The organism is Paenibacillus sp. FSL W8-0439 (genome assembly GCF_038008995.1).
Taxonomy (GTDB): Bacteria; Bacillota; Bacilli; order Paenibacillales; family Paenibacillaceae; genus Paenibacillus; species Paenibacillus polymyxa.
Map to the genome: position 1 here is coordinate 5,273,835 of NZ_JBBPAK010000001.1, position 25,826 is coordinate 5,299,660.

Annotated in this window: 22 protein-coding genes; 3 read left to right on the plus strand and 19 right to left on the minus strand. The window is 43.4% G+C overall.

Annotation, left to right across the window (positions count from 1 at the left end):
* Window positions 1-28 precede the first annotated feature (28 nt).
* From MKX36_RS22665 to MKX36_RS22735, 15 genes are all read right to left on the minus strand, one after another.
* Complete coding sequence (locus tag MKX36_RS22665) at window positions 29-799, minus strand: flagellin N-terminal helical domain-containing protein (protein WP_126666405.1); 771 nt, start codon at window positions 797-799, stop codon at window positions 29-31.
* A 186-nt stretch (window positions 800-985) separates the two neighbouring features.
* Window positions 986-1,222, minus strand: a complete 237-nt coding sequence (gene csrA / locus MKX36_RS22670; protein WP_290409814.1) for a carbon storage regulator CsrA — start codon at window positions 1,220-1,222, stop codon at window positions 986-988.
* Entirely contained in the window at window positions 1,222-1,665 is a 444-nt protein-coding gene (locus tag MKX36_RS22675; RefSeq protein ID WP_290409813.1) for a flagellar assembly protein FliW, read from the minus strand. The genes csrA and MKX36_RS22675 overlap by 1 nt, the downstream gene beginning before the upstream one ends.
* An 83-nt stretch (window positions 1,666-1,748) precedes the next feature.
* On the minus strand, window positions 1,749-2,657 hold the full coding sequence (gene flgL, locus MKX36_RS22680) for a flagellar hook-associated protein FlgL (protein ID WP_107733837.1): 909 nt from the start codon (window positions 2,655-2,657) through the stop codon (window positions 1,749-1,751).
* A gap of 28 nt (window positions 2,658-2,685) precedes the next feature.
* Entirely contained in the window at window positions 2,686-4,266 is a 1,581-nt protein-coding gene (flgK, locus tag MKX36_RS22685) for a flagellar hook-associated protein FlgK (protein ID WP_107733836.1), read from the minus strand.
* Between the two features lie 15 nt (window positions 4,267-4,281).
* Window positions 4,282-4,782, minus strand: coding sequence for a flagellar protein FlgN (locus tag MKX36_RS22690; RefSeq protein ID WP_107733835.1), 501 nt, complete (start codon window positions 4,780-4,782; stop codon window positions 4,282-4,284).
* A gap of 9 nt (window positions 4,783-4,791) precedes the next feature.
* Window positions 4,792-5,067, minus strand: a complete 276-nt coding sequence (flgM, locus tag MKX36_RS22695; protein ID WP_016822917.1) for a flagellar biosynthesis anti-sigma factor FlgM — start codon at window positions 5,065-5,067, stop codon at window positions 4,792-4,794.
* A 195-nt stretch (window positions 5,068-5,262) separates the two neighbouring features.
* The gene (locus tag MKX36_RS22700) at window positions 5,263-5,673 is read right to left on the minus strand and encodes a TIGR03826 family flagellar region protein (protein ID WP_019688798.1); all 411 of its coding nucleotides are present in this window, start codon (window positions 5,671-5,673) and stop codon (window positions 5,263-5,265) included.
* A gap of 743 nt (window positions 5,674-6,416) precedes the next feature.
* Window positions 6,417-6,887, minus strand: a complete 471-nt coding sequence (locus MKX36_RS22705; RefSeq protein WP_290409812.1) for a LysM peptidoglycan-binding domain-containing protein — start codon at window positions 6,885-6,887, stop codon at window positions 6,417-6,419.
* 383 nt (window positions 6,888-7,270) lie between these two features.
* Window positions 7,271-7,834, minus strand: a complete 564-nt coding sequence (locus MKX36_RS22710) for a ComF family protein (protein ID WP_290402581.1) — start codon at window positions 7,832-7,834, stop codon at window positions 7,271-7,273.
* Window positions 7,835-8,184: 350 nt separating this feature from the next.
* Complete coding sequence (locus MKX36_RS22715) at window positions 8,185-10,305, minus strand: DEAD/DEAH box helicase (RefSeq protein ID WP_340865762.1); 2,121 nt, start codon at window positions 10,303-10,305, stop codon at window positions 8,185-8,187.
* Between the two features lie 201 nt (window positions 10,306-10,506).
* Window positions 10,507-10,947 (minus strand): hypothetical protein, encoded by a 441-nt coding sequence (locus MKX36_RS22720; protein WP_017427118.1) that lies wholly within the window; start codon window positions 10,945-10,947, stop codon window positions 10,507-10,509.
* A gap of 167 nt (window positions 10,948-11,114) precedes the next feature.
* Window positions 11,115-11,837 carry a response regulator gene (locus tag MKX36_RS22725; protein ID WP_013373401.1) on the minus strand — a complete coding sequence of 241 codons (723 nt, stop codon included), beginning with the start codon at window positions 11,835-11,837 and terminating at the stop codon, window positions 11,115-11,117.
* Between the two features lie 4 nt (window positions 11,838-11,841).
* A complete protein-coding gene (locus MKX36_RS22730) occupies window positions 11,842-13,002 on the minus strand; it encodes a sensor histidine kinase (RefSeq protein ID WP_013373402.1) in 1,161 nt (386 codons plus the stop codon).
* Window positions 13,003-13,049: 47 nt separating this feature from the next.
* Entirely contained in the window at window positions 13,050-15,767 is a 2,718-nt protein-coding gene (locus MKX36_RS22735; RefSeq protein ID WP_290402578.1) for a stalk domain-containing protein, read from the minus strand.
* Window positions 15,768-16,031: 264 nt separating this feature from the next.
* Here MKX36_RS22735 and MKX36_RS22740 point away from each other — a divergent pair, with 264 nt between their 5' ends.
* Genes MKX36_RS22740 through MKX36_RS22750 form a run of 3 tightly spaced genes read left to right on the plus strand, consistent with a single transcriptional unit; the run spans window position 16,032 to window position 21,512 of the window.
* Window positions 16,032-17,441 carry an efflux RND transporter periplasmic adaptor subunit gene (locus tag MKX36_RS22740; protein ID WP_017427120.1) on the plus strand — a complete coding sequence of 470 codons (1,410 nt, stop codon included), beginning with the start codon at window positions 16,032-16,034 and terminating at the stop codon, window positions 17,439-17,441.
* Window positions 17,438-20,554 (plus strand): efflux RND transporter permease subunit, encoded by a 3,117-nt coding sequence (locus tag MKX36_RS22745; RefSeq protein WP_340865764.1) that lies wholly within the window; start codon window positions 17,438-17,440, stop codon window positions 20,552-20,554. Before MKX36_RS22740 ends, MKX36_RS22745 begins: the two co-directional genes overlap by 4 nt.
* A gap of 55 nt (window positions 20,555-20,609) precedes the next feature.
* A complete protein-coding gene (locus tag MKX36_RS22750) occupies window positions 20,610-21,512 on the plus strand; it encodes a TetR/AcrR family transcriptional regulator (RefSeq protein WP_016822908.1) in 903 nt (300 codons plus the stop codon).
* 127 nt (window positions 21,513-21,639) lie between these two features.
* Here the strand turns inward: MKX36_RS22750 and metK are convergent, their stop codons facing one another.
* The 4 genes from metK to MKX36_RS22770 form a co-directional block, all read right to left on the minus strand.
* Window positions 21,640-22,842: a methionine adenosyltransferase gene (gene metK, locus MKX36_RS22755; RefSeq protein ID WP_013373407.1), complete on the minus strand. Its 1,203-nt coding sequence runs from the start codon at window positions 22,840-22,842 to the stop codon at window positions 21,640-21,642.
* A gap of 328 nt (window positions 22,843-23,170) precedes the next feature.
* Complete coding sequence (locus MKX36_RS22760) at window positions 23,171-23,461, minus strand: alpha/beta-type small acid-soluble spore protein (protein ID WP_016822907.1); 291 nt, start codon at window positions 23,459-23,461, stop codon at window positions 23,171-23,173.
* Window positions 23,462-23,597: 136 nt separating this feature from the next.
* The gene (locus tag MKX36_RS22765) at window positions 23,598-24,179 is read right to left on the minus strand and encodes a hypothetical protein (protein ID WP_290409806.1); all 582 of its coding nucleotides are present in this window, start codon (window positions 24,177-24,179) and stop codon (window positions 23,598-23,600) included.
* A 44-nt stretch (window positions 24,180-24,223) separates the two neighbouring features.
* Window positions 24,224-25,756, minus strand: a complete 1,533-nt coding sequence (locus MKX36_RS22770; protein WP_290409805.1) for a stalk domain-containing protein — start codon at window positions 25,754-25,756, stop codon at window positions 24,224-24,226.
* Window positions 25,757-25,826 lie beyond the last annotated feature (70 nt).

The window sequence follows — 25,826 nt, forward strand, 5'->3', positions numbered from 1 at the left end:
AAGGTCTCTTCTAAGGAAAAAGTATAGATTAACGAAGTACAGACAAAATACCTTGTGGAGCAGAGTTTGCTTGTGCCAGCATGGATTGGGAAGCTTGCAGCAAGATGTTGTTTTTGGACAAAGCAACCATTTCTTTAGCCATATCTGTATCACGGATACGGGATTCAGCAGCAGTCAGGTTTTCTACAGTAGTGCCAATGTTGTTGGATGTATACTCCAGACGGTTTTGAACAGCACCCAACTTAGCGCGTTCTGTCGAAACAGCTTTAATTGAATCTTCTACACTAGCGAGTGTTGTTGCAGAACTCAAACTAGTGAACGATGTAGTTGTAATAGAAGCAATAGCGATAGTACTGGAAGCTTTATCATTAACCGTAATGCTTGCACCAGCAGTAATAGTGATACCATTGAAGGTAGTTTTAGTCATAATTTCGTCAATTTGCGCACCCAGTTGATCCAACTCTTGACCAATATTATCTTTATCGTTAGTGCTATAAGTTCCGCTTGCTTTTTGAACGTTCAGTTCTTTCATACGAGTCAGCATGGAGGATACTTCGTTCATTGCACCCTCAGCAGTTTGTACGAAAGAGATACCGTCTTGAGCGTTACGTTGAGCTTGCTCCAGACCACGGATTTGACCACGCATAGATTCGGAGATGGACAAACCAGCAGCATCGTCAGCTGCGCGGTTGATACGCAGACCGGAAGACAGTTTCTCCATATTTTTACTTGCTGCATTTGTGTTCAGACCCATGTTGCGGTGTGTATTCAATGCCGGAATATTGTGGTTGATAATCATTGTAAATTTCCTCCCTGAAATGGTTTAATGCCCACATCCTTGTGGTATGAACGTCTTCACAGGTCGGCCGCCCTGAAGAATTACCGTTCTACAATATATATCGACCTCTCGCACAAAATTGTTTATAGCATTTCAAAATTTTATTCAGTAATCTTCCAATATCAATTGGACATATTCATTTTTTCACTAATTTTTGCTTCTCTCTCCCATTTCCAACATGGCAGTCTTAAGAGCTTCAAGGTCCATAACTGCGTTTTGATTGTTATCCTGAATTGCATCAAAAATTTCTTTGCGATATATATCTATATCTTTTGGTGCTGATATACCTAACTTTACGTTATCACCTTCAACAGATAATACAGTTATAACAATGTCATTATGGATTACAACGGACTCACCTTTTTTACGGGATAAAACAAGCACTAAGATTCACCACCCTGCTCTTCATGTGTTGGCTTCGGCCACAATGCATCTCTTGTAGTATAATCAGTATGTTGTAAAACAATTTGTTTGCCAATAGACTTCTCTACATTGAAAATTAAAGGTGCAAGCAAGTTGACTGTTACTTTTTCCCTATTACTATGCCAAGTCACAATACAGCGAACTTCAATCTGCTCTCGATCTGTCACACCGATATCTGCAAGTGTATCATTGGATAGTTCAAACTCATAATCAGATACAAAATCAAATGGATTGATTGTAATAAACGTGACTGTCGCCTCTTCTACGGCGCTCAAAATACTGAATAATTCATTATGCTCTTGTAGCTTATATTCATGTAAATGCTCAAAACCGGGTAATCCCTTCGGAAAAACAAAAACCGCTTCTTCATCACGACATCTTATTTCATTCAATTTCCGGGTCATTTCTTATCCTCCTTAAAAATCAACAAAAGAGCTACGGATTTCCATCCATAGCTCTACAGTACTAATGTCAAAGATTCTAAAGGCTAACGCATAAAATCCATTAAAGAAGGTTGCATGATCTGAGCAGATGATTTCAAGGCTGCCTCATAAATAGTTTGGGCCGAGGTTGCCTGAATCATCAAACTTGCAATATCAGCATCCTCAGTTTTAGATTGCAAGGTTGTTAAATTCAGATTTCTATCATCCAAACGAGATTGCACAAGTTGTACACGGTTTGTCCGTGCACCAACCTCAGACAAACTAGCCTGCATTTTTGTAAAACGCGATTCAATATTAGCAGACTGGACACTAATAGCGCTATAGTTACCAGTTGTTAAAGCGGCGCTCAAGTTGTCCATAACTTTAAAAACATTATCCGCATCCGTTGAAGCTCCAAAAAATTCACTCCCAGGTGTATTTACCTGAAATGTGGATTGATCCCCTATTGCATAATTTACAGCACCTTGATCTGTATCAATTTGGTCATAACTAGTCGTGGTACTGGTGAGTTCATAGGGGGCCTGATCATATTTTTGGCCATTAAAAATATACTTACCACGGATTTGGCTGTTTCCAATATTGGTCATTTGTTCCTTAAGCTGATCGACCTCCAACTTAATTGCATCGAGTCCAGATTGAGGAACCGTTTCACTCGAGGCTTGAACCGTCAGTTCCTTTAACCGTTTCATGACATCTCCAGCCTGCTGCATAGTAGAGTCGGTAAAATCTAACCAACTCACGGCTGCATCTGCATTGCTGGAGTATTGCTCATTAGAAGCTAACTCAGATCTATACCGAAGGGCATAAGTTACACCTACAGGATCATCTGAAGGTTTATTGAGCTTACGTCCGGTTGTGATTTGGTTTTCCATTTTATTCATATTGCTGTAGTTACGGTTCAGGTTATTGAGCGTTTGCATGCTCATCATCCCCGAGGTTACTCGAATCGCCATACGCTACCTCCTACTAACAAAAATAGAATTAGAGTCCTACACGGCCTGTACTATTAATTAGCTTGTCCAACAGCTGATCGAATGTCGTCATAAAACGAGAAGACGCACTATAAGCATGCTGAAATTTGATCAGATTGGACATCTCCTCATCCAGAGACACTCCGCTGACAGATTGTCTACTTAAATCTACTTGCTCCGTCAGGAGCTGCGCATTCTGTGATTGACGTTCCGCTTCCTGAGTCTGAACCCCAAGCTGCCCGACAATAGAGCTAAAGTAGTCATCCACTGACGTTGGATTGGATAAAGCCGCTCCAAAATCAAACTTTACATTCTTCAAGTTAGCCATAGCCATAGCCAAAGCATTGTTCCCGAGTATCACCTTCTCACCGGTCGTACCCGTTCCGTCTACCCGCATTGAAGTTGCAATTTTATTAGGGTCATTTTGTATGTCAGGATTTAACGTAATATTACCAGCTGTAATCGCAGCACCATCTTTAGAGGTGAAAAAGGCATCCCCTTTAGTAGGAGTTGTGCCACTAATTGTATAACCCAACTGATGAAGGCCATTGATCCCTTGGACGGTAACTTTCAAATCGCTTGTTAAAGTCCGGTTATTATTTGCATTAGAGTAGGTAACCGCTGTATTATTCGGTCCTGTATTCAACACCGTTCCTTCAGGAAGCACAGTACCTTTAGGAAGGGTCACTTCAATATTTCCATTAGCCAGTGTATTCGCCAATTGATTCATCTGATTTTTGTAATCCGCAACATATCTGTCACGTGACAATACCATTCCGTAAACTTCGCCGCCAGTCAAGGTGCCACCTGTAAAAGCAGCCTGAAGGCCGTCTGCAGTTACTGGAGTAAGTTCGCTACCAGTTACAACCATTTGTCCGGCTACCGTTACTTGATATCCGTTATCTAATTGGGTAACTTGCACGTTAGCTAGTTTAGACAACTTATCAATCGCATAATCTCGCTGGTCTCTTAAATCATTTGGATTATCCCCTAAAGACTCCAACTTGGTAATATTGCCGTTTAAATCTGCTACAGATTGCAGAAGAGAATTCATTTCTGTTGTTTTTAAAGTAATATTACTAGTTAAATCTGTCTCCAGCGCATCAAGCTGCTTACTTGTTTGATTCAAGGCATCCGTTAAAGCCAACGTAGTTTCTTTAACAATCTTACGGTTAGTTACGTCCTGAGGATCTTGGCTTAAATCCGACCAAGCATTCCAAAAATTGTCCATTACTTTTCGCATACCTGTGTCAGAAGGCTCATTCATAATCGTCTCGAGCTTATTCAAAGTATCGTAGCGGATACTCCATCCACCTAAAGAGGAGTTTTCATTACGATATTGGTCATCTAAAAACGTCTGACGAACACGCTCAATAGCAGTGAATTCTACCCCTGTGCCCATTTGACCTCGTACAACAGAACGGTTCAAACCATAAGCTTCCATAGATTCTGAAGCCTTCATACTAACCACTTGTCTGGAGTAACCCGCTGTGTTGGCATTTGAGATATTGTGTCCAGTTGTATTTAATGCCGCCGTTTGTGTATTCAAGCTTCTTTTTGCTGTTTCTATACCATGAAATGTTGAGACCATATTTTCCTCCTTCAATTAGGCGCGTGTATCAAATAGTCCCGCCCGTACAGCTGATGTGCTTTTGTCAGCTGGACGCTGATAAACCGCTTCAGATTCCGCATAATATGACATACTCTCAATGGAAAAATCAATATAGGAAAGCGCCTGTTTTATGAGCTGTTGATTCAACTCATTTAATTTTTTCAATTCTCCAAGCGTATCTGCAAGATTTTTTTGAATTTGAAGGAGGCGCTGCTTATCTTCTACATCGAACACAAGACGAGACAACTCTGTAATATTAAGATTCAACTTGGATTTAATACCACGTTCCTGCAAAAATTCATACGCTGCCTGCTGGCGTTGATCATCCAGCTGTTCAATGTGTCTGGACATCTTCGATTCCTGATTCATGACTTGTATGAGCTGCTCAACCTTATTTGATATCAGTGCTTCTTTTTTCTGAGTTCCTAATGCAATTAACTGCTCGTGCGCCTCTCTAAGCTGTTCCAGCACGTCAATCAAACGCTCTAAAGGCATATCCTTCACCTAGCTTTCGGAAGACTGCTTAAAGAAAGGTAATAGCTTCTCTGCAATTTTATCGGCATCCACACGATAGGTTCCAGAAGCTACTTGCTGCTTAAGCTCCTGAATTTTCTTAACGCGGTCTGCATCACTGCTGCGGTTCAGCATTTCCATTGCTTCTGGAGAAATGGAAACCTCGTCCTTACGGCGCGACTTCTTAAGCTCCTCCTGGCGTCCTGTTTCAATATTTCGCTGATATGGATTAATAGCTCCGATGCGGTTGGTCTCGTTAATTTTCATAACTTCCACCTTCCTTAGTTATTTGATATGGTCAGAATGTATCAGACGACATAGCGTCGAACATGGTTCGTATTATGCCTTACTTCTTTATTTTGGGCATGGTTGCTAAAATAAAAAAACCGATAAGCTCTATAAAGATTATCGGCGGTATTTGAAACTTTTTGAATAGCTGAATGCGTATTTAATTCCCCTGTACTAGTTTCCACGAAGTTTATCAATCGCGCTGTAGGTACCTGAGCCCATATTATTACTTTGATCCTGATTACTACTTTCGCGTATGGCCTGATTCAGGTCTTTAGTCAGACGTGTTCGACAAGAATCGCACATATGCCCTTCACGAATCGGTATCCCGCATACCTCGCAAGGATACGTCATATTGGGCGCATTAGCAATGGAAATACGTCCCTCACGTATAAATGTCGTGATCTGTTTAACAGAGACACCTGTAGCTTCCGAAAGTTCATGCATATGAATACCTTTATTCTCACGTATATGTTTGACACACTGTTCGTATTCAACCTCAATTTCTTTAATACAGTTCTGACAGATTCCCCTAACATTCATAATAAACAGCTTTCCACAGCGAGGACAGTTATCCAAGTTCATCCTCTGTAGCGCCCCTTTCCAATTTCCGGTCTTTTAATTGCTTTTATCCTTACATTACCTTATAGCGAAGAGCCCCGTCTATCAAATATTTCAAAAAAAGTTTTTTAGATTTAACACAACTCCACATTTCGTACGTTATCATAGTAAGAGTTATAATAGGGGAAGATTCAACGGACAAAAATCCTCCCATTTCTATGTACATTAATATGCAACAACATAAAATGCAGAGGCAAATAAGCCCTTCTAATCCAGCCTATTACATGTGAGTATTTATCGTCAAACATTACTCCGTACTTTAGAGAAAAAAATAAAATAAGCGCCATTCCAGTTATTCTCGGGAACAGCGCTTCATTATCATTAAACAGCTATATATGAATATGGTTAAAATGTAGAAATAAAATGAGGGGAAAACCGGGCGAAACAATCCTCAGAAGAATTCATGTTCACCTGTGCCCCGAACACAATCAAGAAAATACTATAAATTCGGGGGATCGGCGTCCATACGAATGCTCCGCACATGGAGTGTGGGTATTCATAAATCTCATACACCTAACATCATTTCAACTTATAAGCTATCTGAAATTAAGCTAGATGTACCATTGGAAATTTGCAGCCCAAAAAAAACAAGCGATTTTACAAATAATTATTCAAAAAAAGCATTGTTTTAATAGAGGCCTTCCCGTATACTATAGTCAAACGCTTGGTTTAATAAATACATTTTATAAAACAGTTTATAATGTTAATTATTTATTTGTGTTTGTTTGTGGCACTTGCAGTTCTTGGCCAACTTTAACCAGGTTGTTGATTTTAACCAGTTCTTCGACAGTTACACCGTATTTTTCAGCAATAGAAGCCAGTGTGTCACCTTCTTGAACATTTACAATGATTGTTTTTACAGTTGTTGCTGGTGCTTCAGTTGTAGTTGTTGCTGGTTTTGTGGTTGTTGTTTGGTTGTTGTTCTCTGTTGTCGATTGAACAGGTGTTGTAGTTGTTGTGTTCTCAGTAGTTTCAGTTTTAAAGAACTTAGCTTCAAATGCTTTTTGTGCAGCTTCTTGTTGTTCTCTCATGATTTGGTCTTCCAATTGTTGTACTTCGTCATCGGAGCTGGATTTAGCCATTACTTGACCTGTTGCAAGTGGACTCAACAAAGATACTGCACCTAAGCTAACTGCCAACATGCTAGAAACTGCTACTTTTTTCATTACGTTTTTCATGATTTTGTTCTCTCCTCTTTTTAGCTTTAAATTTTAATTAACTGCTTTACTACTGAGCGAGACACTCCCAATGTCCGCTCTTTTGTCGTTAGCTGATCACTTATTACCAATCATGTTAGCTATCAACAGATAGAAATTGTACTCCTCTTTTCCAAAAAAATCAACCTCTAAATTGAAATATTCTGATTTCATCCCTCACTTCCTAACTTTTTGTTCGTCTCTATATTTTTATTATATACCTCTCTCTAGCTTGTTGTCAAATTCTGCTGATTGTACGGATTAAAAGGCTTATACTCTATCATTTAATCCTTCTTTCAAAAGAACTATAACCTTTTTTTCATAGTTTCAAGCATAAAATTATGGAATATAATAGAAATTTAGACTCACGATCTCGCTAGAGTCAGGCAAAAGATAGCCAAATGTACTCCTCGTTCTAATGCCTTTTCTCTCAAAACACGTGCACACGCCTGCAATGTACTCCCCGTTGTATAAATATCATCTACAAGCAAAATTGTAACGGAATGCATATGCTCCATTGCACGTTGAGATTCAGCTTTTAAAGTAAAGGATTTCATCAAATTCATCATATTGGGGTGAACAGAAAATGCATTATTCATTGTATTCATGCGTTCATTTTTTGATTTAAAGCTTTGCTTGCCTGTATCTTGCGGGCGAACAAGTAAAGGTAGAAAGGGGAGCTTATTTCGCTTTGCAATCTCTTCTGCCAAAATTTCAGCCTGATTAAAGCCACGCTCTGTCAGCCTCTTTTCACTTACCGGGACACAGGTCACTATATCTACATCCCACAAAGATTGCTTGAAACGATTACATTTATGACCTGCAAACTCATGTCTCATCGCCTGATAGGCACGGTTCATGATTTCGCCCAGCAGGGGGCCAAACTTTTCATTGCCGCGGTATTTAAACTGTCCAATCCATTCTTTCATCCTCGGCGTATAACTGGTTGCACTCCGATTACATACATAATAACGCACTAATCGGTCGGGCCTGACGCAATCTGGACAAGACGTCGGACGTCCACAATGTGCACAACGAATGTTGTAAACCCAAGGAATTTGGTTCGAGCAATGAGTACAAAGCCCAGTAAATTCGGAAAAATGACCTGTGAGAGTGCCGCAAGCAACACATGTTTGCGACTGACGATGGAATAACCAATTCAAAAACAAACGGGTTCTTGGAAACATCTCCATACCAAAATGCACCTTTCTTGGTAGTTTACGTACCGACATTGTTTCAGGTTTCACATTTCCAAAAAAACTTTTTTTATTTAATGCATTTAGTGCTTCACCAATTTCAGATATCCTTTTTTCCGAGCCAATGCATTCATACGTTTAATCTGTTTAATCGCTCTCTTTTGACCACTAGTCCATTGAGGAGATATAAAAATAACACTACCACATGGGTCATCCTTAGATCTTCCCGCGCGGCCAGCCATTTGGACAAGGGATGCTTCATCAAAAAGACTGCTGTCCGCGTCTAGTACATACACATCACTCCGCGGAACAGTCACTCCCCGCTCCAAAATAGTGGTTGTGACCAGCACACGTATTTCAGTAGCCCGAAATAAACGCACTCTAGTGGTTCGTTCTTCATCCTGCGATGAGGTACCGGCGATAGGTATATCAGGAAATTGTCTAATCAGCAGTTCCACAAGACCTTGAATATGTGAGATTCGTGTCACAAATAGAAAGACCTGCGCCCCTCGTTGAATGGATACGTTTAGGCGCTGAACAAATGAAGCAGGAAGCTGACCTTTTTGCAGCCACTGATGCACTGGAGGAGTCCCCAAACGAATTGGGACAGGTAGGGGATGACGATGAAAACGAACGGGAACCTTGGCATGTGGCAGTTGACCACGTGCAGCCTCTTTCTGCAAGGGGCGCGGTGGCGTAGCAGACAAATAAATAAACTTTCCTTCCCGCTTACATACTGCTTGGGCAGCAAAGGCAAGCATTGGATCATTGTGATAAGGAAATGCATCAATCTCGTCAATTACAACCAAATCAAAAGAGTGGCGATAACGCAACAGCTGATGTGTTGTTGCCAGTGTCAGTTGTCCCCTTTGCCACCGTTCTGTACTCCCTCCATAAAGCGTCACCATGCTAACCTGGGGAAACGCAACTGCCAAGCGAGGTGCCAATTCCAATACCACATCACGGCGCGGTGTTGCTACGAGCGCTGTCCCTCCGCGCTCCAACACATGCTGTAAAAGCGGAAACATCATTTCCGTCTTGCCCGCGCCAGTCACGGCCCAGAGCAGAAATCGTTCGGCCGCAGAATCGGGTACTTGCCGGCCAGCAATCTCCCAAGCACGCTCGCCAGATTTGGGCGATGACTGCTCGTTGAGGGCAAGAGTGCTGCCATGCGCAGCGGCAGCACCTAATTCCTGGCGCGCACGCATGCTGCGCCGGAATAATTCGCGCGCTCGTTGCCATTGGCCTGCCGGGCGAGAGCATTTTCGCACCCCTCCGGGTGGTGCGGCCAAAAAGCACAGCGCTGCTTCGGCGGCGGCACGTTGCGCAGGGCTCAGCCCCCAGCGGTCGAGATTCGTCGCCGGGGTTGCCTCTGCCGTGCGCGGCATGGCAAGTTTCGCTGTACCGCGCAGCAGCAACGAGCACTCACGACTGCGTCCAAGCGTCAGACATGTCTCGCAGTAGGCGCACGCCTTACGACCGCACGATGCGCAGCTTGTGCGGTGCACCTTTCCGCTGCCACAACGGTTGCAGCGGAGTTCCTGTCTACGCGCGGCAGACCAGCGCGCACGTGGTGCTGGAGCGAGACCATCAGCAAAGCTGAGTCGGCCTTGCAGATATGCAAGTTGCGCAGCTGAACGCCAAGTATGCTCCAAATCCGGGGCTGCCTCTGCTAGCAATGCTTCAGCTTCAGGAACAAGCAACTGGCGTCCTGCCAACAAATGAGTCAGCTCGTTCGCTTGTCGTGTTAAACATTCCATATCCAATCCATTTACTCCCGTGGCGAGCTTCCGGTTTTGAATAGAACGTACAGTTCCTATTGTTTCTTGTCCCTCATTCCCATGTTGAGTGCGTGAAACCCACCCTTGGTGCCGGTCCCAAATGCATATATTGTCTACTCCTCCAGATAAGATCCGTTCTCCATTAGAAGACTCAAGAACCAGCTCATTCTTTAGCTGTGCAAGAGTATAGGCCCACCATTGTCGATCCCCCCACCGCTCCATATCTGCTAATTCCTTAAATCTTCCACACAGGCTTACTCCCCAAGACAAGGGAAGCTCGTCTCCTAATAACACCCACCTTTCGACAGCATTCTCCTGGTGCTTATCTTGACACCACCACCATGTCATATCTACTCGAATATCCACAGATAATCGAAGATTCCAATTTCCTTTATACCTGACTGCATATACTGCAATTTTCATCTTTGTTCTCTCCTCTCATTCATCATTGTTCCTAGTTCTTATCACCCCAGAGAACAGCAAAAAAGCACACTTCCATGGCTATTAGCCTGAAGTGTGCTTCACATCAAACAGATTTCAACGAAATCCCTATTGTCTTGCATATGCAACTGTCTATAAATATTTATATCTGATTTTAACCACGATGTCCACAGATCCCTGTCACTAAGGAACAAGTGGGACGCCCGCCAACGGGTTTGCTGTTCTAAGATCAATAACAACCTGTTTTTCACCGCCTGACTTCGGCAAAACCGGGTTCCCCGGTGAAAAACGACATGAGATGACTGAAACATCCATATGACTATAGCGCACCAGCCGGGTCAGAATCGGTAGCGTATCGTCTATAGATTCATCATCCAGTACCGTTACATGTAGCGGCCTCCGGTGTAGCCAGGCAAGGATACTCAATGAACGCATCACCCATTCCACACGATCTCCATCATTGGATGTAATCACAATGTAGCGAGTCGCACGACGATTCAGCGATGTCGTGTGAGCATCTTCGCCATTGTGATAAGCCTGAACCGCCTGTCGTATATACATGAGATGCACGACTGCAGCTCCCACACCGTATATAAGCAATATCCAAACCAAGTGAGCCGTCACGAGGGTTCCACCTCCTCCTATAGCGACAATATATGCCGTATAACAGGAAGAGGTGTCACGGTTATGTACTGGACTTCCATACGAGCGGATATCTCGCTCTAAAAGAGAGGCGGTACAGCATTCATATCTAGGCAGCTGCATCGTCTAATACATGAAAAGACTACACTTTACAGCGTAACCCATCCATATTTGATGGAGTTAATAACTGCTTGTGTACGGTCATCCACTTCCATTTTTTGCAGAATACTGCTGACATGGTTTTTGACCGTTTTCTCGCTAATGAATAAATATTCACCAATCATCTTATTGCTCTTGCCTTCGGCCATCAGACGTAACACTTCTGCTTCACGACGAGTCAGCGGATTATTTTCACCTGCGACAAACTTCACGCCTGCTTCCTTAGTATGACCTTCCGCCATAGCCCCTGTTTCATTCAGGTAAGTCATCCGACGAAGCTGCTGAATAAGCTTGCCCGTTACCTTCGGATGAATAAATGCATATCCTTCATGTACTGAACGAATAGCATTAATGAGGGACTCGGCTTCCATATCTTTTAACAGATAGCCATTGGCTCCCTTGCGCAACGTCTCGAATACATAGCTTTCATCATCATGAATGGATAAAATGATCACTTTGACATCCGGGAACATCTCCCGTAGTTTTTCAGTTGCCTCTACACCATTTTCAATTGGCATATTAATATCCATCAGAACAATATCCGGTTTCTCTACGTTGCAGAATTCCAACACTTGAATGCCATCGCCACATTCTCCGATGACCTCAATGTCGTCCTCCATATTCAAAATACGTTTAAGTCCTTCACGAAACAACTGATGGTCGTCCGCTAAGAGAACTTTAATGGGTGCATTACTCATTTCCTGATTTTCCATGTTGTTACTCCTTTCCCTTTTCCACGTTGGTTGGGATATGAATCACTATCTTGGTGCCTTGATTCTCAGCTGATTCGATCTCCATTCTCCCCTCGAGCAGTTCAACCCTTTCCCGCATACCAATCAGACCAAAATGCCCATGGTCTTTGCTTTTTTGCTGAAAAAGCTCTGGCTTAAAGCCCAGACCATTATCCTGCACAACAATTTTTACAAGCTGTGCCTGGTAGGTAATCTCCACAAGCACATAGGTAGGGTAAGCATGCTTGGCAGCGTTAGTCAAAGCTTCCTGGATCAGACGGTAAATGGCTGCTTCCATCGCGGAAGAGAGACGGTGTTCCTTGCCCCTTGTTTCAAAAAGCGCTCTAATCTTCGTTTTTTCTTCAAAATCCTGCACATATTTCCGGAGCGTCGGAATAAGCCCCAGGTCATCCAGGGCCATGGGACGCAAGTTGAAAATGACCTTTCGCATTTCTTCAAGACTGGAGCGAACTTGTTTCTTCAAGTCTACTATTTCGTCCTGAACCATCTTAAATTCCTGCTTGGCGATCATTCTTTCCACAATTTCCGTCCTAAGCACTAGATGCGCAAGGAGTTGCGCAGGTCCATCGTGAATTTCACGGGATATGCGCTTACGCTCCTCTTCCTGAGCCAAAATAATTTTCAGACCAATAAACTGCCGATTTTTGGCCGATTCAATGATCCGCGTCACTTGTCCCAATTCACCCGATAAATATTCCAGCACGACCCCCATCTGCGAACCGATAGTTTCGGCCCGCTCGACAGAAGCCTCGACACTTTTGGCCCGCTTTTGAAGATCATCTCTTCTGGCTTTGAGATACATTTCCTTCTCGCGAAAAATCATCACATCGAGTTGAAGCTGTGTCGCCTTCTCATAAGCCTGTTTGATATCCTCTTCCGAGTAACGGACGAAATCACGGCTGACCTCAGTCAACCGAATTCGGGACCGCCGATAGTTCATTTCCAGCTGGTCCACTTTTTCGATCGTTTCTGCCGTTTCCTTCAATACGCTCTGAAGCTCTTGATTTAACGTAACCAGTTCGGTCCGGGCCGTGTCCAATATTTCGAACATCTGATATTTGCTGTTCTCCATCACCTGGATGGCATTTTTAATGACTCGGTCTATGATATCGGCTTGAAAGTCCACAAATGTTCTACTCCAATCCTAGCATTTCAAGTATATATCATACCATATCATGACTGGAGGGTGATGGTCTTCGTTTCTTGTTCCCATTTTACAGTCATTCCTAACTGTTCAGACACCAGTCTTAATGGGACTAAAGTCCTGCCTCCCAGTACAATAGGTGCAACTTCAGTGCTCTGACGCTTTCCGTTTAGAATCACTTCTTTTTTTCCTACAGTCAAATCCATCAGCACACCACCGCGCATAATGGTGATCCGCTGATCGCCCGCATTCCATTTGGCTTGTCCGCCAAATGCGTCCAGCACATACTTAATTGGAACATATGTCGAACCATTGCGAGTCATCGGAGCTGCATCAATCGTTGTTGGCGTTCCATTTACCGTCATTGATTTTTGACCGATCGTCATCTGAGCTGTTCCCTTTTTAAGTCCTTCTGTGCCGACCGTCCCCGGTGTATTAAAAGAGATATTATCAAAAGCGACCTTACCTGTCTTAGCGCGCTCATCCTGACCCTCGGCTACATTGACCACATAGAGACGTTTCAGCTTCGCCGGATAGGAAATATTCAAACTGCTCATATCTGCGTTAATCGTTTTCCAGCCGTTCCAGTCAATCACTTTGGCGAGATCAATGTATGCCGTTTTGCCTTGAGCATCCTCCAGCTCCGCACGCAGCCAGTTCAGACTCTTATCCCCTTTGACATCAATCGAGATGGATGTAGCTGCCTGCTCCAACGTCTTCCCGGATGTGCCATTTAATTGAGCGTAAGCATACATTTTGCCACTGCCGTTCGTCATGTCGTAGCTTAGCTCCAGCACTTTGGAATTGGCATGGTCTCCATCCCCTTGTACAACAGCCGCTGTACCGGTAACACCTTCCACATTTGAAGTGAAATCAACCGGATACGAAACATTTTCGAAGTTTTCCCAGTTATTTGTACTTGCCCCGCCAGCGGACAGGAAGACAACCGCACTGAAACCATCGTAGCGACCAATAGCATAGCCTGTTTTCACACCCGCATCCACTGTATTTACCGTAAGCTGATTGTCCTTAACGTTTCCCTTAAAGCCGATGAATTCCCATTTGAGCGCATCTGATGTAATGCTGACACTCTGTCCATCTTTCGTCTTGGCCGTTATCGGTACTGCGATTTTAGCTCCTGCAGTAAGCGAGCCTGTCCCACTTCCTGCAGTAAGTGATGAAATTTCATCTGCTCCAAGCACGGTGACCTTGGTTGTCGCACTAGCTGAGCCACTGGATGCAGTTAAAGTAGCAGTTCCCGGTTTGGCTCCCTTCACAACACCGCCGCTCACGGACACAACAGCTGGGTTGCTGGACTTCCACGTCACTTGTACTTTCGAGGTATCAAATGGATTGTAGTAGTTGTCGTAGCCTTTGAAGGAGTAACTTCCGCTCTGACCAATCAGCAGCGTTTTATTGCCCTTGATGGTAAAGCCTTTGAGCGTTCCTTTAGGAGCAGTGGTATATACTCCCACTCCATTTACGATGCTACGTTGCTCTGTACCATATTCTGTATTGAATGTAAGCCCTGCTGTCGTATCTCCCAAATCACGAGTTACCATGGTGGTAGAGCCGCCACCATCGAGGTTCATCCCCTTCCAGACACCAATATCTTTCATCAATGTTTGCAGCTCGCTCAAGGATACACCAACGCTGTTCCCATTCTTCTCAACGGCGATGACATAGGTATATCGCTTGTCACGGGAATATCCCAAAGCCGTACGCGCACGCGTCCCGCCTATACTTGTCGTACTTCGGGAGAACGAAGTCTTCTGTCCGTCATTTACTAATATGGTATGTCCACCGATCATCATTTGTAGGTTGGAAGGATCTACTTCACTCCCTGTCGATTTGACACGAAGGTGATAGTTCGTTTCTACAGTCTGTCCCACAGTCAGATGCGCTTTGGCATAATCCGCTGCTTTACCGTGTGTACGCAAAATATAGCCATCCTGCGGAACAGTCATATTCAATGTAGCATTTTCGGAGACTTGCGTAACCACGCCATTTTGTACCAATATTTCAGTAGGCGTTGTCGAACTGTTTTTAGGTCGTTCAATTGCTTTCCAAGCAGATGTATAAATATACATAGCATTGGAGTGACTATAGCTGCTCCCACTCGTCTCAGGCGAGTACGAAGCCTTATTCATCCCTGCCAAAGAGAAGGAAGACCCATCACCAGCTTTTACTGTACCTTCAAAAGTAAATTGCTCAACCATCGGTGAGCCATCCTTCGTTACTGCAAAGGCATACATCCCTGTTAAATCAGAGGGAGTAGACATCAACACCCCTTTGGACACCTGTCCACCGATCGGTGCTCCCTCGCTAGAGGTATTAAAATAATCCCCGTTCACACCAGCAACCGCACCGGTCTCTTTTGCCATACCGCCTGTACTCTGACGGGTCGTAAACTGTCCGTTCTTCCCAGTCATGACATCCAGCTTTACGTACGGATTTTGCAGGTCTACTCGAACGATATCAGCCAGCGCTGTTCCCTTGGACCCTTTAAAACGATATTTCAATAATGTTGCGCCCGAAGTAATGATCTCCTCACCCAATTTTACCGTTGAACCGGAGGCAGCACTCGCGATTGGCGCAGATATCCAATTATTTAACGGGACTAGAACCCCAGTTCCGGCAACCGGACCGACCCATAATACTCCTGCCAGCGTTAAAACAGCCCATCTTTTAGCAATTCCTTTGCCATCTACTTTCACTTTGCTCTGTTTTCTATTACTTAAAAACATTTGGATAATAGCTCCCATCTTCTTTGTATTCAAACGGATTAATCCGCACATGTACTCTACCAATAAACAAAAAAATCCTCTTATGTTAATAGACTTATTATAAAGGCAAAAGTTCCGAAATTCCGCCAACTAATTCATAAAATCCAAAACAGTGAATTGACGAATGCAATATAGGCGCACTATAATACACATGGACTAATGAGTTCATTTTAAACCAATTAGTTTAAACTCGATTTTATGACCCTATCGGAAGGAAGGATAATCATGAATAAACAACGGGCCATCATCATGCTCACCTTATCAATGAGCCTCGCAATTGCCGGATGTTCTACCGAAAAAAAAGATGCTGCTTCAGGTTCATCCGCACAGCCGACCGTTGTGCGCACTACAATCGTCAAAAATACACCACTCCATACCGCCTATGACTTGTCAGGCACCCTTCAGGCTTATGAAGAACGTACACTGGCCTTTCAAAATGGAGGGATCGTCGCCGGCGCAGAGGTCACTACTGGCACTCTAGTCCAAAAAGGGGCAATCATTGCCCGTCTAGATGATGCTGACTACAGGCTACAGGTTGCACAGGCAACGGCCTCTATCCAAGAAGCTTTAGCCGGTATAGATAACGCACAGGCTAACCTACAGGCAGCTGCCTCTGCCATTCAATCCGCCGATGCAGGTATTACGAGTGCTCGTGCAAATGTCAGCAAGGCCAACAAGGGTGCGCGCGCTCAGGAAAAACAGCAAGCACAAATCACTGTCGATAAGGCACAAAGCGCCTATAACAAGGCCAGGACGGATAGCGAGCGGACACAAAAGCTGTTTGAGGCAGGTGCAGCTACCGCGTCGGATAACGAGAACGCCCGCCTGAATGCAACTGCTGCTCTTCAAAATCTGGAGCAAGCAAAAGCTTCCTTATCTCTTTTGCTGGAAGGGGCCACAGCCGAAGAGCATCAATCTGTCCAAGCTTCCTTTCAGGATGCGATTGCAGGTAAAACTAAAGCTCTTGCAGCCAGCGAACAAGCAGAGGCTTCCCAGAAACAAGCACGTGCCAACTACGAAAAGGCCCTTGTCGCCAAGGACCAGGCGGAGCTGGCATTGTCACGCACCCGTTTAACTTCTCCCGTGAACGGCGTAATCTTAGACAAAATCGTGAATACAGGTGATTTGGTCGCGTCGGGCCAAGCCGTCTATCGCATAGGCTCCACCGACCGTCTTAAAGTACTCCTTCCCGTACCAGACAGTGAAATTAAGGATTGGAAAAAGGGACAACAGGTGAAGGTGGCACTCTATGATGAGACTCGTCATGGTATGGTGTCCAACATCTATCCTTCAACCAGCACCGATACGGGGCGGGTTAACGTAGAGATTATCATTGCCAATCCACAGCGAGACTGGTTACCCGGCCAGGTCATTAAAGCTGCGCATCAGGTGACAGACAAGAATGGTATTCTTGTGCCTGCTGAAGCAGTCATCAATACGGGAAGCAAGCCTTTTATTTTCAAAGATATTCAAGGAAAAGCGGTTAGAACCCCTGTGGAGCTTGGCAATCAGGTTGTAGATAATCAATTGCAAATTGTATCCGGGCTTCGTGAAGGAGAACGTATTGTCATTAAAGGGGCAGAATCCCTGTTTGATGGAAATGCGATTCAGTCGGAGGAAGGCGGACGTCCATGATTGAGTACATCGTAAAAAAGCGAAAAATAACATTGCTGTTTTTTGTCATGCTGATTGTAGTTGGAGCTTTCGGTTTTTTCCAGTTACCACAGCAGGAAATGCCAGACGTGACCATACAGAATGCTATGGTCACAACCGTTTACCCCGGTGCTTCGCCACAAAAGGTAGAACAAACCGTAACTAAAGAGCTGGAGAAACGCATCAAGGAGGTTGAAGGTGTTAAAACGATTAATTCGACTTCTGGCAACGGATTCTCCTCTATTCTAATCGAATCCAAAAATGGAGTGGATCCTCAGACAGTTTGGGATAATATGCGTAAAAAGGTGCAAGATGCACAAGCCGATCTTCCTCAAGGTGCTGAGGTGCCTGTTGTAAATGACAAGCTGACCAGCTCGTTTATCGGCTCTTATGCCCTGACCGCCGACTCATCTGCACCACTGTATAAACTAAATGATTTGACCACCACCTGGAAAGATCAACTTAATACGATTTCCGGCGTATCCAGTGTCAAATTCAATGGTCTTCCTGACCAAGAAGTACGTGTCCGTATCGACAATCAGAAGCTCCAGCAATATCAGTTGTCGTGGGGACAAGTGGCACAAGCGATCCAATCTCAGATCGATCGAGTTCCTACCGGTAATATTGAATACAACGGACGTACCTATCAACTCATTGTTCGTGAGACCGAAAAAGCTGACGAATTAAATCAGGTCATTTTGACACGTACAAAGGAAGGTAATCCTGTTTATTTAAGAGATATTGGAACAACTGAGCTGGCACATCCTGAGGCAGAATATTTCGCTTATGTAGAGGGTAAACCGGCCATTACGCTAAGTATTGGAGCGGAAACAGGCACAGACATCCCCTCTATGAGCGAAAAGGTCAATACCAAGCTCAAAGAGCTGGAGAAAACACTCCCCGTAGGTGTTCACTTACAGACTCTCTTTGCACAAAAGGATCAGGTAAACCATATCTTTGACGACTTAAAGCGTGAAACGATTCTGGCAATTGCGGCTGTTATTCTCGTTTGTATGTTGGGCTTGAATTTGCTCACCTCTGCTTTTGTCGCGCTGGCAATCCCTATTTCGGTTTCGATTGCCATTATCTTTCTACCTATGTTCGGCATTACTTTAAATCAGATTTCCGTTGTCGGTCTGATCATTGTACTCGGCATACTCGTGGATGATGCTGTAGTGGTAAACGATAATATTGAGCGCAGACTTACGGAATTAGGAGAATCACCCTCCGTTGCAGCTGTAAAAGGTACCAAAGAGGTCATGCTGTCTATTTTGGTTGCAACATTGGCCACCATCTCAGCTTTCGCTCCACTGTTGTTTCTTCCCGGAAATGTAGGTGCCTTTATTAGACCCATTCCCGCCATTGTTTCTCTGACCATGTTAGCCTCTATGATCATGTCCCTCACGATCATCCCTATTTTTCGAGAATGGTATGAAAAGCGCAGACAGACTCGTCATCCTCAGGGGAAATCAAAACCAGTAGGCTTGCTCGGTCAGCAGATTCACTCTTTAAACAAGCTTTATTCACAAAAGCTGATGCCTAAAGTCATTCAGCGTCCCTTGCTGACGGCTATGGTTGGACTCATGCTTGGAACAGCTGCTTATGGATTAGTTCCCTTTACATCCGTTGAGCTTTTCCCTGAATCAGAAGACCCTCATGTTGCACTAAATGTAAAAATGCCTGTAGGCACTTCCATTGCGGAAACCGATCAGGTCGTTAAAGATCTTGCAGGCTGGATCAAGAAGCAACCTGAAACTTCCAAGGTCGTTTACAGTGCAGGAGGGACTGCTCCCCAACTGTTTAGTGACATTAATAGCATGGGTGGAAATATTACTTATAACGAAACCGTAGGTCAGATTGCTATCGTCGGAAAAGAGAACGTATTCGATCTCAATTCGACAGTTGATGCCTGGGAACAACATGTTAAGAAATCCTACCCTGGCGTCACGGTTACCATGTATGTTCCCCGTCTTGGGATTCCAGTAGGTAAACCCGTTTCTATTCGTATCTCAGGTCAGGATTTGAATGAACTGCAAACCCTTGCCCAAAAAGCAAAGGAGCAGATCGCGACAGTAGAGGGCACAACGGGCATCGTAGATGACATAGGAATTGAACGATATGCCCTCGAGCTTGAGGTCAACAAACAAGCCATGGATCAATATTTAGTAAGCTACACAGATTTGACTCGTACCCTTCTTCTGTTAAAAGAAGGAGCTCAAGTCAGTCAATTCGATACTGGAAGCAGTCTGGTAGATATCAAAATGTATTTGAATCACAGTAACGAGGAGCCAAGTAAGCTTTTCCAACAACTAAGTGTAGTGAATGCAGCCGGAAAGCAAATTCCATTAAACCAGCTAGTACAGATTAAGCCGTCATTTGCTATTCAGCAAATCAAGCATTACAATATGGAGCGGACGATTACAGTCGAAGCCGACTTGAACGGACGAACTGCAAGCGAAGCCATGGTAGATGTGGAAGGCAAACTGGCACAAATGAAGTTCCCTGAAGGCTATAAATGGGAGGTAGGCGGTGAAACATCCGATCAGTCTACCATATTTGCGGATTTAGGGAAGCTGGCGATCGTTGTAGTCTTACTCATTCTACTCTTGATCACGATGCAGTTTTATTCACTCTCCATTCCTATTATTATTATGACAACCGTGTACCTAGCAGCAGCCGGCGGGATAATTGGTATTTTTCTGACTGGTATGCCCATCGGTTTTATGAGCATCATGGGAATTATCGCACTTGCGGGCATTGTTGTGAGGAATGGGATTGTCTTAATTGAATTTATCGAGGATGCAAGACATGAAGGAATGGAATTAAAGGAAGCCGTAATACAAGCAGCCGCTGCTCGTTTCAGACCGATTTTATTGACTTCCCTGGCTGCCATTGTAGGTATGATTCCCTTAGCACTATTGGGAAGCCTGCTCTTTAAGCCACTAGCGTTCACCGTTATTTTCGGTTTGTTATTTTCGACCTTGTTAACTTTGTTTGTGGTGCCGTCCTTGTATATGATCATGGCCAAGTACAAGATGCACCGACAACTCAAAAAACAGCAGCACACAGTTATTACACGTGACCAACCTTTGTAATGTATGAAGTGGTAAATCCGCATGCTGTCGAGTTGGTTCCTGGAGGGAAGTATGTATGGAAAGTAAAAAAAATGATATTTTACAGGCGGCCATTCGGCTGTTCTCCAGAAAAGGCTATTATTCAACATCTGTTGAGGAAATCGCCAAAGAAAGTGGGATGGCAAAGGCATCCTTCTATAAATACTTTCAAGGGAAAGAAGAACTGCCTTTGGAAATGTGTATCATTCTGGAGAATAACATTGAACAAGACATCCGGGCTCTCTACAGTAAACCTGATCTTTCTAAGCACGATAAACTGCACGGTTTTATTGTACTTTATTTGAAAAATCTCGTTGAAAACAAAGTGTATCTCATGATGGATCTTCCTGAGCCTTCCATGCTTATTTTTCAGAATGAACAACTCAATGGTGCGTTTGAACAGCATGAATACAAATTGTACAAATGGGTTCACGACTGCCTAATTGATATTTTTGGACCAGGCATTGAAGATCATGCATGGGATATAACCTTTGTACTGAAAAGCATTGTGTTCGAATATATTCGCTTCTTTGCCGATCGGATGAATGATGAAACGATTGAGCATCTAACACAGTTTATCATCTTCTTATCCAGTTCCTTGGCAACCAGCCTGAGCAGTGCTGATTCCGCTCCACATTTGTTCTGGAGCAAAAAAGGCTGGTTACCCGAGAGCGCACTAAGTAATCCCTTTGACCAAGGTCGTCAAATTAACGGCCTGCTCCACTCCCTGGAAGACAGTATACTGCTTTCTTCGTGGAGCACAGAGGAGAAACAGGAGTGTCAGCAAATTTACGCTCAATTAAAGGAAGAGGCTCTGAAATCGAACCCTCAAAAAGGTCTCTTAAAAGCTCTTTTTGCGTATTTGGAGCAATATAAGGAAGTACAAAAGGTGTGTCATTTACTCAGAAATTTATTGGGTCTCGCACCGATATCCGAATAGTGATGTGAAATTAAGTACACTATGGCAAGTTCATAATTAATAGCAGAGCATATCAAAAAAAGACTGTCTCATGCATAGCATGAACAGTCTTTTTAGGTTAATGCGTTATTCTGATAACTTACGAGAATTATAACCCCGCTTGCTCTCTCAGAATTTCCGCTTTATCTACACTCTCCCACGGTACATCCAGATCTGTACGTCCAAAGTGGCCATAAGCAGCTGTTTGCTTGTAAATTGGACGTCGCAGATCCAACATTCGAATGATACCTGCTGGGCGAAGATCGAAGTTATTTCGGATCAGTTCAACGAGTTTTTCATCACTGACTTTTCCTGTGCCGTATGTATCGACGTTAATCGAAACAGGCGTAGCTACACCGATGGCATAAGCAAGCTGAATTTCCACCTTGTCAGCCAATCCAGCTGCCACGAGGTTTTTCGCTACATAACGAGCAGCATAAGCAGCAGAACGGTCCACTTTTGTTGGATCTTTACCCGAGAATGCTCCCCCGCCATGACGTGCATAACCACCGTACGTATCCACAATAATTTTACGGCCTGTCAGACCTGCATCCCCTTGAGGACCACCGATAACGAAACGCCCTGTTGGATTAATGTAGTACTTGGTTTGCTCATCCAGCAATTCGGCAGGAACAACTGGCAAAATAACCTTTTCCTTGATGTCTGCTTGAATCTGTTCCAAAGTTGTATCTTCTGCATGCTGCGTAGAAACCACAATAGCATCAATACGAACAGGTTTTCCATTTTCATATTCTACCGTTACTTGAGTTTTACCATCTGGACGAAGGTAATTCAGCGTTCCATCCTTACGCACTTCAGACAAGCGTCGTGCAATACGGTGAGACATAGCGATAGGAAGAGGCATTAGCTCAGGTGTTTCGTTCGTAGCAAAACCGAACATTAATCCTTGGTCACCAGCCCCAATGTTTTCTGTTTCCTTATCTACTTCAGCAGGATCACGGCTTTCCAGGGCAGCGTTAACCCCTTGAGCAATGTCTGGCGACTGTTCATTCAAAGAAGTCAATACAGCGCAAGTATTATAGTCAAAACCGTATTTTGCACGTGTATAACCAATTTCCTTAATCGTATTACGAACAATGGATGGAATATCCACGTATTCCGATTTGGAGCTGATTTCACCAATGACGAGAACGAGACCGGTAGCTACCGATACTTCACATGCTACCCGTGCATTAGGGTCATTAGCCAAAAAGGCGTCCAATACAGCATCGGATATCTGATCACAAATTTTATCCGGATGGCCTTCTGTTACAGACTCGGACGTGAACAAATGACGACCTTTTACAGACATGAATTTCAACCTCCCACAATTAAAATACATGAGGATTTTAATAAATCCTAACATGGCATGGCATTATTCAGTTACCTTCAACTCAACAAATGACGGAAGATATCTTTTACACCTGATTAACAAAAAATGAACCTTTTCCGGTAGGAAAAGGTTGCGTACAAGCCTCAAATGCCATGATATCCTATTTAAAACAAGGTGTCAATTCATGTCATCCAAATAACAAAATTCGAAAATGAAGTGAGTTTACATGCGAACCATTATGATCCACATGTAAATAGCTCCAGTTTATACCTACTATTTGTTTAAAATCTATATCAATAATTACAATTTATAATGTACCAAATTCAGACAGGCTACGTTCAGCGGATTGTATCAATCGTTTAGTAATTTCTCCACCAACGGAACCATTTTGTCTTGAAGTTAAATCGCGCCACTCTACATTTTGATTCCTTGTAAAATCCCCTAATTCTGCAGCAAATTCACTGTCAGCATTTGGATGTATATGTGCATATTGAGGATTATAAACAGGTAACCCAAACTCGGCAGCAATTTCATACTTCAAATCATCTAACCTCGCACGGCTTTCGGGAATTAATCGTCTTTGACTTCTTGACGCCATCGTATGCACCCTCCACTCAATGAATTATTTTTCATGAAGTTAGTGTGCAGTGTTTAAAGTCAACTTAGCCAAGAACAATTTGCTATCCCAAGCAGTATTTAAGAAAAAGAGTACCTTAAAAAGAGATAGACACCAGTTATTGAACAGTATAGCCGCCTCGTACCATAACGACTAGACCAAACTTCTGCCCTTCTTTTACTTGAATACCTCTTCCTTCTCTAGGAAACGATAATAAATGATTTTTTTCGACAGCCTGGTTATGAACAATTTCAGTTCCAGAAGTAATATCAATAGCACCACTGGCATCCATGCTGTACACAACAGCATTTCCATTACGTAAAATAAATTCTGCCCCAGCATTGGCAATCAGTTTCTGACCAGGCTTTACATCAACAACCTTCAACGCCTCTGTCTGCTCCACCGTTGAACTTTTAGCTGCATTAGAGGTTACTGAAGATGTTGTATTGGAAGTAGTGGAGTTTGCTGTTGACGCAGTCGGGCTAGTTGTTTTACTACTAGTGCTGCTTGCAGTTCCCCCACCTTTGATGGCCTGAGCAATTTTTTGGTCAACATAGCTTTTGGTTACGACTGGATCATCAGCTGTTCCAGGTTGTCCAGAACTGGAGGCTCCATTAACTGAATTGTTCATCAAAGAGCCAGCCACAATTCCTCCTCCAAGTAAAACAGCAGCCAACGATACTTTATAGCGTGATTTCATGAAAACCTCCTACTGCAGTTATAACAAGTATAGGTAAGCTTAAATTATTGCGCGCTTGCTCCAGCGGAACCTTGCATAGCCCATGGCTTATTGAAAGCCAGCTTCAAAGTATCAATACTTGACACAATATCTTCCGCTTGTTGTTCAGCAGTAGTCACTTTCAAATTAGCCTCGTAAACCTGAAGCTCAGTAGCCAATCCAACATCAAATTGCTTTTTAGCCATATCGGCCGCGCTTTTTGCACTCACCAAACCAGCTTGGATCTGTGAGTATTGGCTTTCCAATGCCTTGATATTGTTATAAATTGTTCTCACAGCTTCTTCTAACTGTCTCTTTGTACCTTCTGTAGCATACTGAGCTTTTTCAACATTAAGTTGTTCAGCTTCATAAGGGGTATTTCCTGCAGTATTGAAATTATAAAGTTTCAAGCTCAGTTCGGCCAAGTCCACTTTTTGCTCACTCAACCAAATAGCAGTACTACTAGTGAGTACTTGGCTTACTTTTGTCTCTACATTATCTTTAAATTCAGAATAGACAGGCTTATCCTTGAGTTCGTAACGTTGTTCTGGCTTGTAGCCAATCACTTGGTTCAACGACACATAAGCACTATCCAGATCTTTTTTTGCCTTTTCCAAAGCAGCTTGATTTTGGGTCACCTGATTAGTTGCTTGAGTAACCTCATAATCACTCGACATTTGATTATCTCTCTTGATTTGTGCAACTTTAAGCTTGCGCTCAGCATCTTCAATATTCAATGCAGCCAGCTTAACAGCATTTTGCTTTTGAAGGAGCTTGTTATAAAGATCTTTCACATTATATTCAATACCCTCTTTGGTCATATCTAAGTTTTTCTTAGCAGCCTCATAATTTAGATTCGTTTGAGCATAGCCTTTAAAAGCTTTATCTTGACCTTCATCACCTGCTTCAGCTGGAACAAAGTCAATATTCTTGCCAGCTTCTTTCATAATTTTACCTGTTTGGTCAATAGTCGTTTCTGCTGTTTTAACTGAGGTACTATCGGCTATAGCCAGTTTAACTGCATCAACATAGGTCAAGGAGTCATTATAGTAGGTATCATAAGTAACTTTGGTCACAGGAGCTGCGAGTGGCTTACTAGACAAGCTATTTGCGTCAGTAGTGCTACCATTAGCTTGATTGGAAATAGTAACTGTTCGTGTCCTCTGATCCCAATTTACTTTGGCGCCTAATGATTGGCTCACAAAACGTAAAGGAACGAGTACTTGCCCCTTTTGAATTTGAGTTGCTGCATCAAGCTGTACCGGATTGCTGTTTTTATAAGCAAGTTTAGAACCAATATTTAAAGTTAATGTATCGTCATTTTTAGATGCTGTTACTTTTTTGGCTTTGCTGTCCCACTCCACTTGCGCTCCCAAGCTTTCAAAAACACCACGAAGAGGCACCAAGGTTGTATTTTGACTAACTACTGGAGATTGTGTATATTGCTGAGTTACACCGTTAATAATAACCTTTATATCACCTGACTGAGCTCCTGCAAGATTGGCAAACGCAGAAGTAAGAACCAGTGTGGATAGTAATGCCGCTCCAAAACGTTTCATAATTTCTCTCCTTTGTCAATAAGACTAATAAAAGAAAAGGGCTCCAAAAGGAACCCTCTTCTCATCTAAT